Below are 16,634 nucleotides of genomic sequence, written 5' to 3' on the forward strand. Positions count from 1 at the left end.
GCCCTTGTCGCATGGCGGGGTCGTTCATTCTGTTCCATCGGGAACAGGTGTTGTTCACTAATAGCGAACGATCTGTCTTCTGATCGGCCGTCTAGTTTGACGGCGGGAAGCTGATATCTCTTTGCCACCACAAACGCTTGAAGCCTCAGGAGCTTTTTTCATGCAACAGAACGCCGTCGTCCTCGTCGGACGCATCCTCCTCGCCCTCATGTTCATCACCGCCGGCTATCCGAAGCTGATCGATCCGTCGGGCACCGCCGGCATGATCGCCGGTGCAGGCCTTCCGGCCGCCACCGCGCTCGCTTATCTCGCAGGCATCTTCGAACTCGTCGCCGGCCTCTTCGTGCTCGTCGGTTTCCAGACCCGCATCGCCGCCTATCTTCTCGCTGCCTTCAGCGTCTTCACCGCCTTCGTCTTCCACAGCGGCCCGATCGCCATCCCGGATTTCCCGGAAGGCGCCAATGGCCTGCTTACCGTCTTCAACGGCCTGATGATGTGGAAGAACATCACCATTGCCGGCGGCTTCCTCGTGCTCGCCGCCTTCGGCCCGGGCTCCATCTCGCTCGACGCCCGCCGCGGCGCCGCCTGAGCCGGACCGACCTCCGATCCTTCAGAAACCCTCTCCGGTCCGCCGGGGAGGGTTTTTCGTTGCCGGAACGCTGGAAAGCCGCCGCTCTTGCTGCTATGCGCAGGCAAGACAGTCATGCGGGAGATGCCGATGTTTTCCAATTCATTTCCGGACCGAAACGTGATGGCGGAGCTGATGGCCCGCATGCTCTGGGAGATCAAGGCGGTGCATTTCCGCCCGGAAGAGCCCTACAAGCTGGCCTCCGGCATGGCCTCCCCGGTCTACATGGATTGCCGCAAGCTGCTGTCCTATCCGCGCATCCGCTCGGCGATCATGGATTTCGCCGCCGCGACCATCACGCGCAATGCCGGCTTCGAGCGCTTCGACGTCATCGCCGGCGGCGAGACGGCGGGCATTCCCTTTGCCGCACTGCTCGCCGACCGCCTCGGCCTGCCGATGATCTATGTGCGCAAGAAGCCGAAGGGCCATGGCCGCAACGCGCAGATCGAGGGCGTGATGCCGGAAGGCGCGCGCGTGCTGGTCATCGAGGATCTCGTCACCGTCGGCGGCTCGATGTTCACCTTCATCGAGGCGATCCGTGCGGCCGGTGGCGTCGTCGACCATGGCATGTCGCTCTTCTACTACGGCATCTTCAAGGAAGCCGAGGCACGCTATGCCAACGGCGGCGTCAAGCTGCACCACATCGCCACCTGGCGTGACGTGCTGGCCGTCGCCCGTCAGGAAAAGCTGTTCGACGATGCGACGCTCGCCTCCGTCGAAGCCTTCTTCGATGCGCCGCTCGTCTGGTCGGCCGCCCATGGCGGCGTGGCGGAACTGCCGACCGCGTAAAAACCGCTGGCGCTTTGGGTGACATTCGTTTAAATCGATTGAAATCTGGCTGGAGGAACGTTGATGATCCTGTGTTGTGGTGAAGCGCTGATCGACATGCTGCCGCGGACAACGACGCTCGGCGAGGACGCCTATGCGCCCTATGCCGGCGGGGCGATCTTCAACACGGCGATCGCGCTTGGCCGCCTCGGCGTGCCCACGGGTTTCTTCACCGGCCTCTCCGACGACATGATGGGCGACATCCTGCGTAAGACGCTGGGTGAAAGCGGCGTCGACTACAGCTATTGCGCAACGCTCTCGCGCCCCACCACCGTCGCCTTCGTCAAGCTGGTGAACGGCCATGCGACCTATGCCTTCTACGACGAGGGCACCGCCGGTCGCATGATCACCGAGGCCGAGCTTCCGGTGCTCGGCGCGGATTGCGAGGCGCTGCATTTCGGCGCCATCAGCCTCATCCCGGAACCCTGCGGCTCGACCTACGAGGCGCTGTTGATGCGCGAGCACGACAAGCGCGTGATCTCGCTCGACCCGAACATCCGTCCCGGCTTCATCAAGGACAAGGACGCGCATATGGCCCGCATCCGCCGCATGGCGGCCAAGGCCGATATCGTGAAGTTCTCCGACGAGGACCTTGCCTGGTTCGGCCTCGAGGGGGATGAGGATGCGCTGGCCCGCTACTGGCTGCACCACGGCGCCAAACTCGTCGTCGTCACGCGTGGCGCGGAGGGCGCGGTCGGCTATACCGCCGGCCACAAGGTCACGGTGCCGAGCGAGCGTGTGACGGTGGTCGATACGGTCGGCGCCGGCGACACGTTCGATGCCGGCGTGCTCGCTTCGTTGAAGATGCAGAACCTGCTCACCAAGGAGCAGGTCGGCAGGCTGAGCGAGGAGCAGATCGCCAGGGTTCTGGCGCTTGGCGCCAAGGCCGCCGCCGTCACGGTCTCCCGCGCCGGCGCCAATCCGCCCTGGGCAAAGGAAATCGGCCTCGGCTGAGGCTCTGCCCGAACGGGCGACCGCCTTCATTCGCCTGTCATCGCCGCATGGTCAAAGGGGCCATGCTCGATCACGCCACCTCAGATTCGTTCGTCCCCGACCGGCCGGATGGCCGGGCGCCCACCATTCTCGTCGTCACGGATGCCTGGCGGCCGCAATTGAACGGCGTCGTCCACACGCTGGAGGAACTGGCCCGCTCCATGGCGGAAGAGGGCGTCGACGTCGTCTTCCTGACGCCGGAGAAGTTCGCGACCATCCCGCTGCCGTCCTATCCGGAAATCCGCCTCGCCATCGCATCGAGCCGCAAGGTGCTGGCCGAGATCGAGGCCGTCGCGCCTGACTACATCCACATCTCCACGGAGGGGCCGCTCGGCATGGCGGCGCGGCGCGCCTGTCTCAAGCGCCGGCTGCCCTTCACCACGGCCTATCACACGCGTTTTCCCGAATTCATCAGCGCGCGTCTGCCCATACCGGAAAGCCTGAGTTACTGGTGGCTGCGGCGCTTTCACAATTCCGGCGAAGGCATGATGGTGGCCACCAAGTCGCTCGGCGCGGAAATGGCGGCGCGCGGCTTCGTGCGCATCAAGCGCTGGTCGCGCGGGGTGGATACGAAACTGTTCGATCCGGCGAAGCGCCGCGATCTCGGCCTGCCGCGGCCGATCTTCCTCAATGTCGGGCGCGTCGCGGTGGAAAAGAACCTGCCGGCCTTCCTCGCGCTCGACCTGCCGGGCAGCAAGGTCGTCGTCGGCGACGGGCCGGACCTTGCCATGCTGCGCCAGCGTTATCCCGACGTGCATTTCCTCGGCCGCAAGGTGGGCGAGGACCTGGCGTCGATCTATGCCTCCGCCGACGCCTTCGTCTTTCCGAGCCGCACGGACACCTTCGGCAATGTGATGCTGGAAGCCCTGGCAAGCGGCGTTCCCGTCGCCGCCTTCCCGGTCACCGCCCCGCGCGACGTGCTGGGCGAGGGCGGCGTGCTCTCGGAAGATCTGCGGGCGGCGGCGCTTGCCGCGCTCGATATCCCGAAGGACGTCGCCCGTGGCCGCGCCATGGCCTATAGCTGGCGCGCCTGCGCCCGCGAGTTCTTCGGAAACCTGACCCGCGTGCCGCGCGATGCGTTCGCGGCACGCCGTCTCAGCCTGCGCTGAGCGCTTTCGCCAGGTCTATTACCTGGCCGCCTTCAGCAGTGCCGCGACGAGACCCGCCGTCGAGGAATCGTGCCCGGCCGCGCTCTCCTTGCCCTCGACGACCGGAAGCAGGCCGGTCGCCAGTTCCTTGCCAAGCTCCACGCCCCACTGGTCGAAGGAGTTGATGTTGAAGAGCGCGCCCTCCACGAAGACGCGGTGCTCGTAGAGCGCGATCAGCCGGCCGAGCGCGAAGGGCGTCAGGCTGTCATAGGTCATGGTGATCGACGGCCGGTTGCCGGAGAAGACGCGGTGCGGCGCGATCCTGTCGGCCTTCGCTTCGTCCATGCCCTTGGAGGTGAGCTGTGCCTTGGCCTCTTCCAGCGTGCGACCCTTCATCAGCGCTTCCGACTGCGCAAGGCAATTGGCGATGAGCAGCTGGTGCTGGTGGCGTAGCGCCTTCTCGTGGCCGTTCGCCGCGATCATGAATTCGGTCGGAATGACCGAGGTGCCCTGGTGAATGAGCTGGTAGAAGGCGTGCTGGCCATTGGTGCCGGGCTCGCCCCAGACGACCGGGCCGGTCTTGCCCTCGACCGGCTTGCTGTCGATGGTCACGGACTTGCCGTTCGATTCCATGTCGAGCTGCTGGAGGTAGGCCGGGAAGCGCGACAGGCGCTGGTCATAGGGCAGGATGGCGCGCGAAGGGTAGTTCAGCACGTTGCGGTGATAGTAGCCGATGAGACCGAGCAGCATCGGGATGTTCTGCCGGATCGGCGCCTCGCGGAAATGTCTGTCGATGGCATGGCCGCCGGAAAGGAATTCGGCGAAGTCCGCCTTGCCGATGGCAATCATAAGCGGCAGGCCGATGGCCGACCAGATCGAATAGCGTCCGCCGACCCAGTCCCAGAAGCCGAAGACGCGGGCCGCGTCGATGCCGAAGGCCGCGACCTTGTCGAGCGCCGTCGAGACCGCGCAGAAATGGTGGCCGACGGCCGCCTCGCCCAGCGCATCGGCGATGAATTTGCGCGCCGTCGCGGCATTGGTCATCGTCTCGATGGTGGTGAAGGTCTTGGAGGCGACGATGAACAGCGTCGTCTCTGCATCCACCAGCTTCAGCGTGTCGGCGATATGGGCGCCGTCGATATTGGAGACGAAGTGCAGCCGCGGGCCGTCATGGAAGGGGGCGAGCGCCAGCGTCGCCATGACCGGGCCGAGATCCGAACCGCCGATGCCGATATTGACGACGTCGGTGATCGCCTTGCCCGTCGCGCCCTTCAGCGCGCCGGAGCGGATGTTTTCGGCGAAGTCGCCCATCGCCGAGAGAACGGCGTTGACGTCGGGCATCACATCCTTGCCGTCGACCAGGACGGGCGTGTTGGCGCGATTGCGCAGCGCCGTGTGCAGCACCGCGCGCTCTTCCGTGATGTTGATGATCTCGCCGGCGAACATGGCGTCGCGCTTCTTCTCGACGCCGGCGTCCCTGGCCAGCGCTTCCAGTGCGTCGAGCACGGCGTCGTTCACCGCGCATTTGGAATAGTCGAAGAGGAAATCGTCGAATGTGGTGCTGTAGCGGGAGAACCGCGCGGGATCGGCCGCGAAGGCGCCCCGTATGTCTGTGGCGTTGGTATCGCGGACGATGGATTTCAGCTTATCGACAAGCGCGTTCATCGGCGTCTTCCCTGGCTTTGGACGATGCCCTAGCTAGTCGCTTTGGCACGCCCAAATCAAGACCGCAAACGCCATATGGCGAAAAAATTAAATCGGTTTAACCGGGGCTGCGTTCAGCCCCGCAGGTCCTTGCGCAGGATCTTGCCGACGTTGGATTTCGGCAGCTCCGTGCGGAATTCGACGAATTTCGGCCGCTTGTAGTTGGTGAGGTTGGCGGCGCAATGCGCCTTCACGTCGGCCTCCGTCAGGGCCGGGTCCTTCTTCACCACGAAGAGTTTCACCGCCTCGCCGGAATGCTGGTCCGGCACGCCGATCGCCGCGCATTCCAGGATGCCGGGATGGGACATCGCCACCTCTTCCACCTCGTTGGGGAAGACGTTGAAGCCGGAGACGAGGATCATGTCCTTCTTGCGGTCGACGATCTTGGTGTAGCCCTCGGCCGTCATGAAGCCGATGTCGCCGGAGCGGAAGAAGCCGTCGGGCGTCATCACCTTGGCCGTCTCGTCCGGGCGCTGCCAGTAGCCGGCCATGACCTGCGGGCCGCGGATGCAGATCTCGCCGACCTCGCCGAGCGCCAGCGTACGGCCCTCGTCGTCGCGGATCTCGATATCGGTGGAGGGCAGCGGCAGGCCGATCGTGCCGGTGAATTCCGGCTTGTCGAAACGGTTGGCGGTGGCGACCGGCGAGGTCTCCGAGAGGCCGTAGCCTTCGGTGATGGCGCAGCCCGTCATCTTCTGCCAGCGTTCGGCGACCGGGCGCTGCACCGCCATGCCGCCGCCGAGCGTCAGCACGAGCTCGGAGAAATCGAGCTTGGCGAAGTCGGGATTGTTCATCAGCGCGTTGAACAGCGTGTTGAGGCCCGGGAAGATGTGGGTGCGGATCTTCGCCAGTTCCTTGACGAAGGCCGGGATGTCGCGCGGATTGGCGATCAGCACGTTGTGGCCGCCGAGCGCGATGCCGGCGAGCCCGTTCACCGTCAGGGCGAAGATATGGTAGAGCGGCAGCGCGCAGACGAAGGTGAGCTGGTCCGGCCGCTTCTTGATGCGGAAGGTCGGCTCGATCCACAGCTTGATCTGCTCCATGTTGGAAAGCAGGTTCGAATGGGTCAGCGTCGCGCCCTTGGAAACGCCCGTCGTGCCGCCGGTATATTGCAGGAAGGCGGTGTCGGAGGGAACGATGGCGGTCGGCTTGACGGTGCCGCGCGCGCCCTCGGCCATCACCTGCTTGAAGGCGATGTGTCCGGGCAGCGACCAGGCCGGCACGAGCTTCTTGACCTTGCGCACGACGAAATTGACGATCAGGCCCTTGAGACCCAGCATGTCGCCCATCGTGGTGACGACGACGTGCTTGACGGCGGTGCGCGCGACGACCTGCGCCACCGTGCCGGCAAAATTCTCCAGAACGAACAGCGCCTTGGCGCCGGCGTCCTTCAGCTGGTGTTCGAGTTCGCGCGGCGTATAGAGCGGGTTGACGTTCACCACGACGAGCCCGGCGCGCAGGATGCCGAAGATGATCACCGGGTTCTGCAGGATGTTCGGCATCATGACCGCGACGCGGTCGCCCTTTTCCAGCCCCCGTGCCTGGAGCCAGGCGGCGATGGCGCGCGAGGCGGCCTCGAAATCGCGGAAGGTCAGCGTCTTGCCCATGCTGGTGAAGGCGGGACGGTCGGCGAACTGGGCGCAGCTGCCTTCCACCAGCGCGCCGATGGACGGATGGCCGAGCGGTGCGATCTCGCTGGCCATGCCCTCGGGATAGGAGGCGGTCCAGAAACGGCCGGACGGCTGCGTGGAAGGGTGCGTCTCAGTGACCGACATAGGGGCTCCTCCTCGTTGGGCGCGGGCATCGTCCGTCCCGCCGGCATCGGCAGGTCCTCCAACCGTCCGATGCGGACAAGATGATGCTTTTGACGGGCGCCATCAAGAGCCATCGCTATATTACATTGACGTAAACGTCAACAATCTGCCGCGTTCCCCGGCATGGGTTTCGGCGCGTCGCGGATTTCTGACCGCCTGCGACGTCTCAGCGCGCCTTTGCCCAAAAAACCGCGTATATGTTTAACATTCCTCGCGTACATCATAAGTAGGGGTCCGACCGGGGGCGCCGGTTTCAGGAGTTGGTGAGTTGCTGCATTCGGAACATCGCAGAAGTGAACCGCGCTTTCTCGGCGCAGCCCGCCAGACGGGCGCCGCGATTCTGTCGCCGATCTCGGTGGCGCGCTGGCTTCTTGTCCTTGTGGTCCTTGCGGGCATCTACTTCTTCCACGGTTTCCTTGTTCCGGTCCTTGCCGCTCTCGTCATCGCCTTTGCGAGTTGGCCGCTCTATTCCCGCCTTCTGACGCGGGTGAACGGCCGGCGAACGCTTGCCGCCTCCATCGCCATCCTCTTCATCCTCGGCTTCATCGTCGGCCCGGTCGTCTTTGCCGCCACCTATGCCAGCCACGAGATTCGCGACTGGATCGGCTGGGCCGTGGAAACGAACCGCACCGGCGCCGCGACGCCGGACTGGATCCGCGTGCTGCCGGTCATCGGCGGCTGGCTGGACATGCAGTGGACGCGCTTCCTCGATCATCCCGGCGCCATCGGCGAACTGACGCAGGTCGTCAGCGGCGCCAATATCGGCAATATCTACCGTGTCGCGCTGGCGGCCGGCGGCAAGGCCTTCAATCTGCTGCTCGCCGCGCTCTTCATGCTGATCGCGCTCTTCTTCATCTATCGCGACGGCATTTCCTTCGCAGCGCAGGTCGACCGCCTCGGCGAGCGCATCCTGCCGACGCGCTGGGAGCGGTTCTCCCGCATCGTGCCGGCGACGATCAGCTCCACGGTAACGGGCATGACGCTGATCGCCATCGGCGAAGGCATCGTTCTAGGCGTCGCCTACTGGGTCGCCGGCGTGCCCTCCGCCGTCACGCTCGGCGTGCTCACCGGCGTCATGGCGCTCTTCCCCGGCGGTGCGCCGCTCTCCTTCACGCTGGTCTCGATCTATCTCGTCTCCAGCGGCTCCCTTTTCGCGGGTATCGCCCTGCTTACCTGGGGTTCGGTGGAACTCTTCATCGTCGACAAGACGCTGCGCCCGCGCCTCGTCGGAGGCCCGATCAAGCTGCCCTTCCTGCCAACCTTCTTCGGCCTCATCGGCGGCGTGAAGACGATGGGTTTCCTCGGCCTCTTCATCGGCCCCGTCCTCATGGCCCTTCTCGTCGCCATCTGGCGCGAATGGATCCGCGATCTCGAAACCACCGACTCGGCCCCGACGATCATTCTCGATCCGCATGCCGAGCCGTCGGCGCGGGCCGAACCGGAGCGCAACGTCGGCTGAGGGCGTCAGCCCTCGGCGCAGTCGCGAGCGAAACGGTCCAGGAAGATGCGGATTTCCGCAAGAGCCGCCGGCGCGGACAGCCGGTCCGCGATCTCCTCTGGAGACAGCGCCATCAGGCGGAAACGCAGGAACAGATCCGCATTGAAGCGCGCGCTGACCGTGCCGAGCACGATGCGCATCTGCTCCAGCATGTCGTCGCCGCGATGCGAGGCATGGGCAAGCACGATCGGCTTGCTCACCAGCTCCTCGCGCGACACCAGCCAGTCGATCGCATTCTTCATGCCGCCGGGGATCGACCGGACATATTCGGGACTGGAGATGATGAGCCCGTCCGCCCGCGCCACCGCATCGGCAAGGGCGGCCACGACGCCCGGTAGCGCCTCGCCTTCGAGGTCGGGCGAAAAGACCGGCAGGTCCCCGATCCGGTCAAAGAGCGTGATCGTATGGTCAGGCCCCGCCGCATTCTGCAGCGCCCGCAGCATGGCCGTGTTGGTGGACGCCTGACGGGCGCTTCCGGAGATTGCCAGGAATTTCATGGCGCAGGAATGCGCGTGGCCGGTTGGCAGGTCAAGAGGACGGCGGGCAATGGAGGCCCGGCCATCCATCGCATTAAGGACGTATTGACCCAAGTTTCGCTTTTCGTCGGACCGTCAGCTTCCGTAACTGCCTTTCAAGTTTTGCCTCCTACCGTCAGGCAATGATCCGGAAGTTCGTTCGACACCTGCTTTTGCCCTCCGCCCTCTGCTTCGCGATTCTCGTGCTGCAGGGCATGGCACAGCTGTGTGCGGCGCAAAGTCTGGAAACCCGCAGCCTGTGCTGGAAATCCGGCGCCATATCGGACGACCTTGCCGCGGCCGCCCTCGCATCCGGGGGCTGGCACTGCGAAGACCGGATCTATTCGCTCGAAGGCGAACGCGTGCTGCTGCGTTTCGAGATAAGTCCGGAGACGGCTCTCCCCCAGTATCTCTACTCCAGGCGAAGCGCGCTTTCGGCCGTGCACGTGCTGTCCGTCGACGGCGACGGCGGGGTTCACCAGAGCTCGATATCCGCAGGCGACATTTCCAGCGCGCAAAGCGGCGGATACTTCAAGGTTCCGCTTCCCGGCATGACAGACAAGACGAAACGGGTCGTTGCCGCATTCGATCTGCCCAGTCACAAGATGACGCTGGAGAAAGCCTATCTGGGGCCGTCAGACCTGCCTTTGGGGCAGGGCAACGTGCGTTCGCTGATCCTCCTTGCGGCACTCGCCGGAATGCTGTCCATGCCGCTTCTTTTCAATGCGGCGTTCTACAGGATCCTGCGTGAGCCCTTTGTGCTCTGGCACTCCATGCTGACCATCTCCCTGCTCGCGACAATCCTCGTGTCCTCGGGGCTCGCGGTTGCTCTCTTCGATCCGGCAGCGATGACGCTGAGCTGGATGACCACGGTCATCTTCGGCCTGACCGTCGCCTTCGGGGCCATGTTCACGCACAGCTTCATCGAAGCGGACTGCCTGCACCCGATCTTGCGCCGGGCGTTGCTCTGGTGCGCCGCCTGGGCGGTTTTCCTGGGCGTCTTTCACGCTGCCTTCCCCTTCGTGGGCCGTGCCGTCCAGTCCACCCTCTACACGGCGGCCTTCGCCCCGATCATCGCGGTTTTCGTCCTATCCCTCATCAGCGCGCTTCGCCGGGGCAGCCGGGCGGCGAAGTTCCAGGTGATCGGTTATCTGCCGATGACGATGGCCGGTCTGGTGCGCCTGGCCACGGGCGTCGTGCCCGGATTGCACAGCAACGATGCCATGCTTCTGTTCTATGTTGGCTGCGCATGCGAAGTCCTGTTCACCACGCTGGGCGTCGCAGACCGCTTCATGGCGATCCGGCGCCAGAGGGATCATGCCCGCTTCGAGGCGGACATGCTCGAGCGCCTGTCGGAAAGAGACGCCTTGACGGGACTGCTGAACCGGCGGGCAATGGAACGCGATTTCGAGACGCTCCGCGCTGAGGGCTACGGCACCATTGCCGTGCTCGACCTCGATCACTTCAAGTCGATCAACGATACGCAGGGACATCTGGTCGGCGACCGTGTCTTGAAGGCGGTGGCCGAAGCGCTCCGATCCGATGAAAACGTTCAGGCGTTCCGTCTTGGCGGCGAAGAATTTGTCCTGCTTGTCCGCGGTAAGGACCATGAGGCCGGGGAGCGGGCAGAGCGCCGGCGCCAGGCGATCTCCGCCATCGTCGGCAACGCCGTTCCCGGGCTTGGCAAACCGGTGACCGCCAGCATGGGCATGATTCACGCGAGGGCGGATGTCGGCCTGGGCTTTGCCGAACTCTACGAGAGGGCCGACAAGCTGCTCTACGATGCCAAGCAGGCCGGACGGAATCGCACCGTAACCGCATCGATGCGAAACGCCCGGAGCGATGCGCTTGCACGCAGTGACGCAACCGGCGCGCCTATGCCCGCTGTTGGCAGCCCGATGGCGCCGACGCAGATGGCGAGCTGAATTTCAGGCTGTGTCGCCGGGCGCATCAGCGCTGCCCTCCACCGAGGGCAGGAAAGCATCGTCGCAGGCGCGCAGTCGCGGATGGAACTGGCGCTGACATCCACGCATTCTCCCTCAAAGGGAGATCGGATATGGCAAAACCCGACAACACGATCACGTCTTCGCCAGGTGTCGAAGACCCTCACCCCGGCAGCATCTCTGACGGAACGCATCCCGCGGCACGAAAGCACAAGCTGCCAAAACCCACTCAAACCACCGATGCGGTCGAACGCGTTTCTGGGACGGGTGACAGGCCCGACCTCAAGGAAGGGCGGACGCGGGTCAACAGAGAAGCGCCGAGGCATCCAAACAAAGCGGCCTACGGATCGTGAGAGGCGCACTAAGCTTCGCGCCCGGCTGCTCTAACCTGTCTCGGAGCCTCTGGACGTGCCCTTGCCACGATCCGGATCACGTCTGCTGCGCGAGCATCAGACCTGAGCGGCAATTCCCGGGAAGCGCAAAACGGGACGCTCGCCCAAGGCGCTGATTTTTCTGGTTCTGGAGAAGTGGTGCCGCTTAGGTGACTCGAACACCTGACCCCATCATTACGAATGATGTGCTCTACCGACTGAGCTAAAGCGGCCTCTGAACGGTCCCGAAGCATGTCGGGACCGGAATGGGTGCGCTGATAACCGCAATGGACGGAGATTTCAAGCGCGGAGTTTCAACTTCCGCATTTTTCCTGTGCGGTGCAGCGAGGAAGACGGGTCAACCGGCGGTGATGCGGGCCTTGGCGGCAGCATATTCGCGCTCCATCCGGGCGACGAGGTCCGCGACGGGGGCGATTTCCTTGATGGCGCCGATGCCCTGGCCGCAGCCCCAGATGTCCTTCCAGGCTTTCGCGCCGGTCGTTGCCTTTTCGAAGTCCATCTTCGACGGATCCGCTTCGGGCAGATGATCCGGATCCATGCCGGCGGCGGCGATGGAGGGCTTCAGATAATTGCCGTGGATGCCGGTAAAATAGTTGGAATAGACGATGTCGGCGGCGGCGCTGTCGACGATCATCTGCTTGTAGGCTTCGCTAGCCCGGGCCTCCGTCGTCGCGATGAAGGGGGAGCCGATATAGGCCATGTCTGCACCCATCGCCTGGGCGGCGAGGACCGCGCCGCCCGTCGCGATGGCGCCGGAGAGCAGCAGCGGGCCGTCGAACCACTCGCGGATTTCCTGAATCAGCGCGAAGGGCGAAAGCGTGCCGGCATGGCCGCCCGCACCGGCGGCAACGGCGATCAGGCCGTCGGCACCCTTGCGGATCGCCGAATTGGCGTGGCGGTTGTTGATGACGTCATGCAGCACGATGCCGCCATAGGAGTGGATCGCGGCGTTCACTTCCGGCACGGCGCCGAGCGAGGAGATGACGACGGGCACCTTGTATTTCACGCACATCATCAGGTCGTGTTCCAGCCGCGTGTTGGAGCGGTGGACGATCTGGTTGACGGCGAAGGGGGCGGCGGGGCGATCCGGGTTCTTCGCATCGTGCGCGGCAAGGCCCTCGGTGATTTCCGCCAGCCACTCGTCGAGCTGGGATTCCGGCCGCGCATTCAGCGCCGGAAAGGCGCCGATGACGCCGGCCTTGCATTGTGCGAGGGTCAGCGCGGGGTGCGAGACGATGAAGAGCGGCGCGCCGACGACGGGCAGGCGCAGCTTGTCCTTGAGGATCGCGGGCAGGGCCATGGCGGAAATCCAGTCTTTTGACGTTTACGAAAACGTCAAAACAATAGCAGCGGGATTTCCGTCTGAAAAGGGGCGCGACGGCGGTGATTCGAGGGAATGCTCGCACGAGTCGGTATGATCTTGCGGTCGCCTCGCGCGCGCCGGCATGCAGAGCGCCTTGGGGGAGGCGGAAAAGCCTGGCGGCAGCCGCGCTCCGCTTATCCCCGGTGAAGCACGGCAGTTTCGGCGGCAAGGCTTGCGCAATTTCCCGGCAAACGTTACGCAAAAACTAACAAAAGCCGGAAAGTAGGGCTCTTTCCACAGAAGTATCGTCGCCGCCGGGGTTCGGCGGCTCCCGCAGAAGGGTCGGATGTGAGCGGACTGGAAACGGCAATCAGGAACGCGCTGGCGCGCTCGGAGCGCGCCAATGCCGAAGTTCGGGCGCGCATCTACCAGTCGGCGCGCAATGCGCTGGAGGCGGGCCTGCGCAAGCAGGAGGTCAACGATCCCGAGACGATCACCGCGCAGCGCCACCGTCTGGAAGCGACCATTCATCAGATCGAGTCCGAGGAACGCGCGCAGATCGCTGCGACCGCACGCGACGTCCGCGTGGAGCCGGTGGTCGAGGTGCGGCCGGAACCGGTGCTGCGCGCCGAGCGCGACGTGCGCCCGGAAAGGGATGCCCGCCCCGAGCCGACGATCGACGCCGAGCCGCGGATGGACGCGGAGCGGACGCCCGCTGCGGCAAGCCATATCGGCGCCATCAGGCCCGACCGCGAGGATGGCTTTGCCGCCGGCGCCGCCCCCGTATCCGAAAAGAACGCCACGGCCAGCCAGGCATCGGATTTCCGCCCGGAGCGGGTCGCCAAGGCGCGCAAGCGCCGGGGCCGCCTGTTCTCCTTCCTGCTGGTCGTTGCGACGCTGATCGCGGCCTTCGGCGCGCTGGCCTGGTGGGTGCAGACGAGCGGGCTGCTCGACGATTTGCAGAACGCGGACGATTCCACGCCGCCGGCCCGCGTTTCCGGCGAGGATTTCTCCGGCGAAGACCCGATCAAGAAGGCGCTCGATACCCAGAGCCGCTTCTCCTCCGACTGGCGCGCGGTGTTCTCGCCGGGCGATACGGCCAAGCTTTCGGCAAGCGCCGCCGGCCGGTTCGAATCCATCAGCACCAGCGAAGGCCCCGCCGTGCGCGTCACCTCCACCGATGCGGATCGCGACGGCGCGGTGCGCATCGAGGTTTCGCCCGACGTGCTTGGGGAAATGGGCGGCAAGACCTCGACGGTGGCGCTGACCGTGCAGGCGGCCGGCGACAAGCCGGTGCAGGTGGCCGTCGATTGCGACTTCTCCACCATGGGCGGTTGCGGGCGCCACCGGTTCACGGTGTCGGAGCGCACGGACATCCTGTTCCAGGTGGAATTCGACCGCTCGCTCTCGCCGAGCGAACCGGGTCATCTTCTGCTCAACAGCGACATCACCGGCGGAAGCGGCAGCATCAATCTCTACGCTGTCCGCATCCTGCCGGGCGAATGAGCCGGCGTCCTATTTGAGAAAGCCCGGTCCCGAGCCGACGATCTTGTCGTCGATCTCGCCGATCGCCTTCTTGTCCTTGCCCTCGTAGTCGAGCGTCTTCAGGATGTGACGGATGAGATTGATGCGCGCGCGGCGCTTGTCGTTGGCGTGGATCACCGTCCAGGGCGCGTGGTCCGAATGGGTCTCTTTCAGCATGCGGTCGCGCTTGTCGGAATAGTCGCCCCACTTGTTCAGCGCCGCGATATCCATCGGGGAAAGCTTCCAGATCTTTAGCGGGTCGTGCCGGCGGTCGTGGAACCGTTTCAGCTGCATCTCGCGGCCGGTGTCGAGCCAGAACTTGAAGAGATGGATATCCTCCGAGGTGATCATCTTCTCGAAGCGCGGCGTTTCCTTGAGGAACTTCTCGTATTGCTCCGGCGTGCAGAAGCCCATGACCGGCTCGACGCCGGCGCGGTTGTACCAGGAGCGGTCGAACAGCACGAATTCGCCGGCGGTCGGGAAGGTCGCGACATAGCGCTGGAAATACCATTGGCCGCGCTCGGTCTCGGTCGGCTTGGTCAAGGCCACGATGCGGGCGGAACGCGGGTTCATGTAGGACATGGTGGCGTGGATCGCGCCGCCCTTGCCGGCGGCGTCGCGCCCCTCGAAGACGGCCATGATGCGCTTTCCGGTCTTCTGCTGCCAGAACTGCACCTTCACCAGCTCGATCTGGAGCAGCTTGAGGGTCTTCTCGTAGTCCTTGTTGTCCAGCTTCTTGTCGTAGGGGTAGTCGCCGGAGCCGAAGGCCTTCTCCTCGATCCAGTCGGGAAGCACCGGATCGTCGATGTCGAACACCCGCTTCTTGCCGTGGATATCCAGTTCCACAGCCCGGCTTTCAGCCTTTTCCGCCATCGCTTGTTCCTCTTCAGGCCATCTGACTTTCCGCAGAGGTGGCCACAACCGGATTGCGAATTCAAGCGCGCCGTGAAAAACATGTCATGAAGCCGCGCTATCCATCGGGAATCGGTGGAGGCGTGGAGGACGATGATGCTTGCAAGGGAATGGGTGGCGGTGGCGGATCAGCGGACAGGCCTCGGCTGGCTGGCGACGCAACTGTGGGGCGAACGGGTTCTCATCGCTTCGGCCGTTTTCGTCGGCTTCATGATGTGGCTTGCCGGCCTTCATCTCGGCTGGGTGTCCTTTGCGGTTCTCCTGCTCGTCATCGCCGGCCTGATGCGCCTGGAGCGGCGCGCGGCCGGAGCAGCTACGGCAAGAACCATGGCCGTGCCGGCGGCGCCCGTCGTCGAACCTGCGCCTGCAGCCGATGACCTGACCGCGATTTCGGCCGTGCTCGGCGCGCTCGATGCGCCGGCGCTGCTTGTATCGGCCCGTGAGACGGTCAAGCTTCAGAACCGCGCGGCGGAAGGCATTTTCGGCGCCATCCCGCAGGGCAGCGACCTTGCCGGCCGCATCCGTGCACCCGGCATCCTCGACATGGTGCGCGATGCTATCGGCTCCGGCCAGCCGCGCGAGACGGAACATGCCGAGCGGCTTCCCTCCGAGACGGTCTATGTGGTGCGCATCGCCCCGCTTGCCGGCCCCACCACCGAGCCGCTCTGGCTGCTGACCTTCCGCGACGTCTCGCAGGCCCGCCGCATCGACCGCATGCGCTCCGACTTCATCGCCAATGCCAGCCATGAGCTGCGCACGCCGCTCGCCTCGCTGCGCGGCTTCATCGAGACCCTGCAGGGACCGGCGAAGAACGACGTCAAGGCGCATGAACGCTTCCTCGGCATCATGCACGAGCAGGCGACCCGCATGAGCCGCCTCGTCGACGACCTCCTGTCGCTCTCGCGCCTTGAACTGCGCTCCAACCTTGTGCCCGACCAGACGGTGGATCTCGTGCCCCTGCTCGGCCATGTGCGCGACAGCCTGCAGCCGCTCGCCGGCGATCTCGGCGTCGAGATCGCGCTCGACCTGCCCTCGCACCCCGTCAGCGTTCCCGGCGACCGGGACGAACTGGTCGAAGTCTTCGAGAACCTGATCGAGAATGCCTGCAAATATGGCCAGGAAGGCAAGCGCGTCGACGTGACGCTGACCGGCGGGACCGAGGGCGTGCCGGCGGAGTTCAGCGTCACCGATTACGGCCCCGGCATTCCACCCGAGCACGTGCCGCGCATCACCGAACGTTTCTACCGGGTTAACGTCGAAGCGAGCCGGTCCAAGAAGGGCACAGGGCTCGGCCTTGCCATCGTCAAGCACATCCTCACCCGCCACAAGGCACGCCTCGTGGTGAAGTCCGAGGTGGGCAAAGGCACCGTCTTTACCGTCAAATTCTGACACAAAGGGCGGAGCTTCCGTCGTTTGGTTCGAAATAGTCGAGCAAATTCATGGGCTTGGTGTGTCACAAATGTTTCGTCAAAGTGACATAAAAGGGATGGCG

General features: G+C 64.7%; 14 protein-coding genes and 1 tRNA gene. 9 read left to right on the forward strand and 6 right to left on the reverse strand.

The genetic code is table 11. The annotated features are described in order from the left end of the window. Window positions 1-160 precede the first annotated feature (160 nt). The 4 genes from V8U06_RS09280 to V8U06_RS09295 all read left to right on the forward strand — a co-directional run bounded on the left by V8U06_RS09280 (window position 161) and on the right by V8U06_RS09295 (window position 3,558). Window positions 161-589 (forward strand): DoxX family protein, encoded by a 429-nt coding sequence (locus V8U06_RS09280; protein ID WP_226920651.1) that lies wholly within the window; start codon window positions 161-163, stop codon window positions 587-589. A 129-nt stretch (window positions 590-718) separates the two neighbouring features. After that, window positions 719-1,417 (forward strand): orotate phosphoribosyltransferase, encoded by a 699-nt coding sequence (locus tag V8U06_RS09285; RefSeq protein ID WP_427140406.1) that lies wholly within the window; start codon window positions 719-721, stop codon window positions 1,415-1,417. A gap of 63 nt (window positions 1,418-1,480) precedes the next feature. Next, the gene (locus V8U06_RS09290; RefSeq protein WP_427140407.1) at window positions 1,481-2,410 is read left to right on the forward strand and encodes a carbohydrate kinase family protein; all 930 of its coding nucleotides are present in this window, start codon (window positions 1,481-1,483) and stop codon (window positions 2,408-2,410) included. Window positions 2,411-2,472: 62 nt separating this feature from the next. After that, window positions 2,473-3,558 (forward strand): glycosyltransferase family 4 protein, encoded by a 1,086-nt coding sequence (locus tag V8U06_RS09295; RefSeq protein WP_427140408.1) that lies wholly within the window; start codon window positions 2,473-2,475, stop codon window positions 3,556-3,558. An 18-nt stretch (window positions 3,559-3,576) separates the two neighbouring features. On the opposite strand, the gene pgi is transcribed toward V8U06_RS09295, so the two are convergent. Both pgi and V8U06_RS09305 read right to left on the reverse strand, forming a co-directional pair. After that, the gene (pgi, locus tag V8U06_RS09300; protein WP_427140409.1) at window positions 3,577-5,202 is read right to left on the reverse strand and encodes a glucose-6-phosphate isomerase; all 1,626 of its coding nucleotides are present in this window, start codon (window positions 5,200-5,202) and stop codon (window positions 3,577-3,579) included. A 113-nt stretch (window positions 5,203-5,315) separates the two neighbouring features. Then, window positions 5,316-7,016 (reverse strand): long-chain fatty acid--CoA ligase, encoded by a 1,701-nt coding sequence (locus V8U06_RS09305; RefSeq protein WP_427140410.1) that lies wholly within the window; start codon window positions 7,014-7,016, stop codon window positions 5,316-5,318. A 376-nt stretch (window positions 7,017-7,392) separates the two neighbouring features. Between V8U06_RS09305 and V8U06_RS09310 the strand changes: the two genes are divergently transcribed. Further along, entirely contained in the window at window positions 7,393-8,514 is a 1,122-nt protein-coding gene (locus V8U06_RS09310; RefSeq protein WP_226921811.1) for an AI-2E family transporter, read from the forward strand. A gap of 5 nt (window positions 8,515-8,519) precedes the next feature. Here V8U06_RS09310 and V8U06_RS09315 read toward each other — a convergent pair whose 3' ends face one another. Beyond that, window positions 8,520-9,050 carry an NADPH-dependent FMN reductase gene (locus V8U06_RS09315; protein WP_427140411.1) on the reverse strand — a complete coding sequence of 177 codons (531 nt, stop codon included), beginning with the start codon at window positions 9,048-9,050 and terminating at the stop codon, window positions 8,520-8,522. Window positions 9,051-9,211: 161 nt separating this feature from the next. Between V8U06_RS09315 and V8U06_RS09320 the strand changes: the two genes are divergently transcribed. Together V8U06_RS09320 and V8U06_RS09325 are read left to right on the forward strand one after the other, a co-directional pair. Beyond that, complete coding sequence (locus V8U06_RS09320) at window positions 9,212-10,993, forward strand: diguanylate cyclase (protein ID WP_427140412.1); 1,782 nt, start codon at window positions 9,212-9,214, stop codon at window positions 10,991-10,993. A 131-nt stretch (window positions 10,994-11,124) separates the two neighbouring features. Then, window positions 11,125-11,364 (forward strand): hypothetical protein, encoded by a 240-nt coding sequence (locus V8U06_RS09325; RefSeq protein ID WP_427140413.1) that lies wholly within the window; start codon window positions 11,125-11,127, stop codon window positions 11,362-11,364. Between the two features lie 175 nt (window positions 11,365-11,539). Here V8U06_RS09325 and V8U06_RS09330 read toward each other — a convergent pair. Next, window positions 11,540-11,615: transfer RNA gene (locus V8U06_RS09330), tRNA-Thr, on the reverse strand. Window positions 11,616-11,740: 125 nt separating this feature from the next. Then, window positions 11,741-12,703: an NAD(P)H-dependent flavin oxidoreductase gene (locus V8U06_RS09335; RefSeq protein ID WP_427140414.1), complete on the reverse strand. Its 963-nt coding sequence runs from the start codon at window positions 12,701-12,703 to the stop codon at window positions 11,741-11,743. A gap of 351 nt (window positions 12,704-13,054) precedes the next feature. Here V8U06_RS09335 and V8U06_RS09340 point away from each other — a divergent pair, with 351 nt between their 5' ends. Beyond that, the gene (locus tag V8U06_RS09340; RefSeq protein WP_427140415.1) at window positions 13,055-14,212 is read left to right on the forward strand and encodes a biotin transporter BioY; all 1,158 of its coding nucleotides are present in this window, start codon (window positions 13,055-13,057) and stop codon (window positions 14,210-14,212) included. A gap of 9 nt (window positions 14,213-14,221) precedes the next feature. Here the strand turns inward: V8U06_RS09340 and ppk2 are convergent, their stop codons facing one another. Continuing rightward, window positions 14,222-15,103 (reverse strand): polyphosphate kinase 2, encoded by an 882-nt coding sequence (ppk2, locus tag V8U06_RS09345; protein ID WP_427140416.1) that lies wholly within the window; start codon window positions 15,101-15,103, stop codon window positions 14,222-14,224. Window positions 15,104-15,235: 132 nt separating this feature from the next. On the opposite strand from ppk2, the gene phoR reads away from it, so the two are divergent. Then, on the forward strand, window positions 15,236-16,531 hold the full coding sequence (gene phoR / locus V8U06_RS09350; RefSeq protein ID WP_427140417.1) for a phosphate regulon sensor histidine kinase PhoR: 1,296 nt from the start codon (window positions 15,236-15,238) through the stop codon (window positions 16,529-16,531). Window positions 16,532-16,634 lie beyond the last annotated feature (103 nt).

It is taken from the genome of Shinella sp. G-2 (assembly GCF_050172695.1).
Classification (GTDB): domain Bacteria; phylum Pseudomonadota; class Alphaproteobacteria; order Rhizobiales; family Rhizobiaceae; genus Shinella.

Coding starts and splice junctions, on each gene's coding strand:
- V8U06_RS09320 (WP_427140412.1), top strand. CDS start 9,212: ATGATCCGGAAGTTCGTTCGACACCTGCTTTTGCCCTCCGCCCTCTGC.
- V8U06_RS09280 (WP_226920651.1), top strand. CDS start 161: ATGCAACAGAACGCCGTCGTCCTCGTCGGACGCATCCTCCTCGCCCTC.
- ppk2 (WP_427140416.1), bottom strand. CDS start 15,103: ATGGCGGAAAAGGCTGAAAGCCGGGCTGTGGAACTGGATATCCACGGC.
- V8U06_RS09325 (WP_427140413.1), top strand. CDS start 11,125: ATGGCAAAACCCGACAACACGATCACGTCTTCGCCAGGTGTCGAAGAC.
- pgi (WP_427140409.1), bottom strand. CDS start 5,202: ATGAACGCGCTTGTCGATAAGCTGAAATCCATCGTCCGCGATACCAAC.
- V8U06_RS09290 (WP_427140407.1), top strand. CDS start 1,481: ATGATCCTGTGTTGTGGTGAAGCGCTGATCGACATGCTGCCGCGGACA.
- V8U06_RS09335 (WP_427140414.1), bottom strand. CDS start 12,703: ATGGCCCTGCCCGCGATCCTCAAGGACAAGCTGCGCCTGCCCGTCGTC.
- V8U06_RS09295 (WP_427140408.1), top strand. CDS start 2,473: ATGCTCGATCACGCCACCTCAGATTCGTTCGTCCCCGACCGGCCGGAT.
- V8U06_RS09305 (WP_427140410.1), bottom strand. CDS start 7,016: ATGTCGGTCACTGAGACGCACCCTTCCACGCAGCCGTCCGGCCGTTTC.
- V8U06_RS09285 (WP_427140406.1), top strand. CDS start 719: ATGTTTTCCAATTCATTTCCGGACCGAAACGTGATGGCGGAGCTGATG.
- V8U06_RS09315 (WP_427140411.1), bottom strand. CDS start 9,050: ATGAAATTCCTGGCAATCTCCGGAAGCGCCCGTCAGGCGTCCACCAAC.
- phoR (WP_427140417.1), top strand. CDS start 15,236: ATGATGCTTGCAAGGGAATGGGTGGCGGTGGCGGATCAGCGGACAGGC.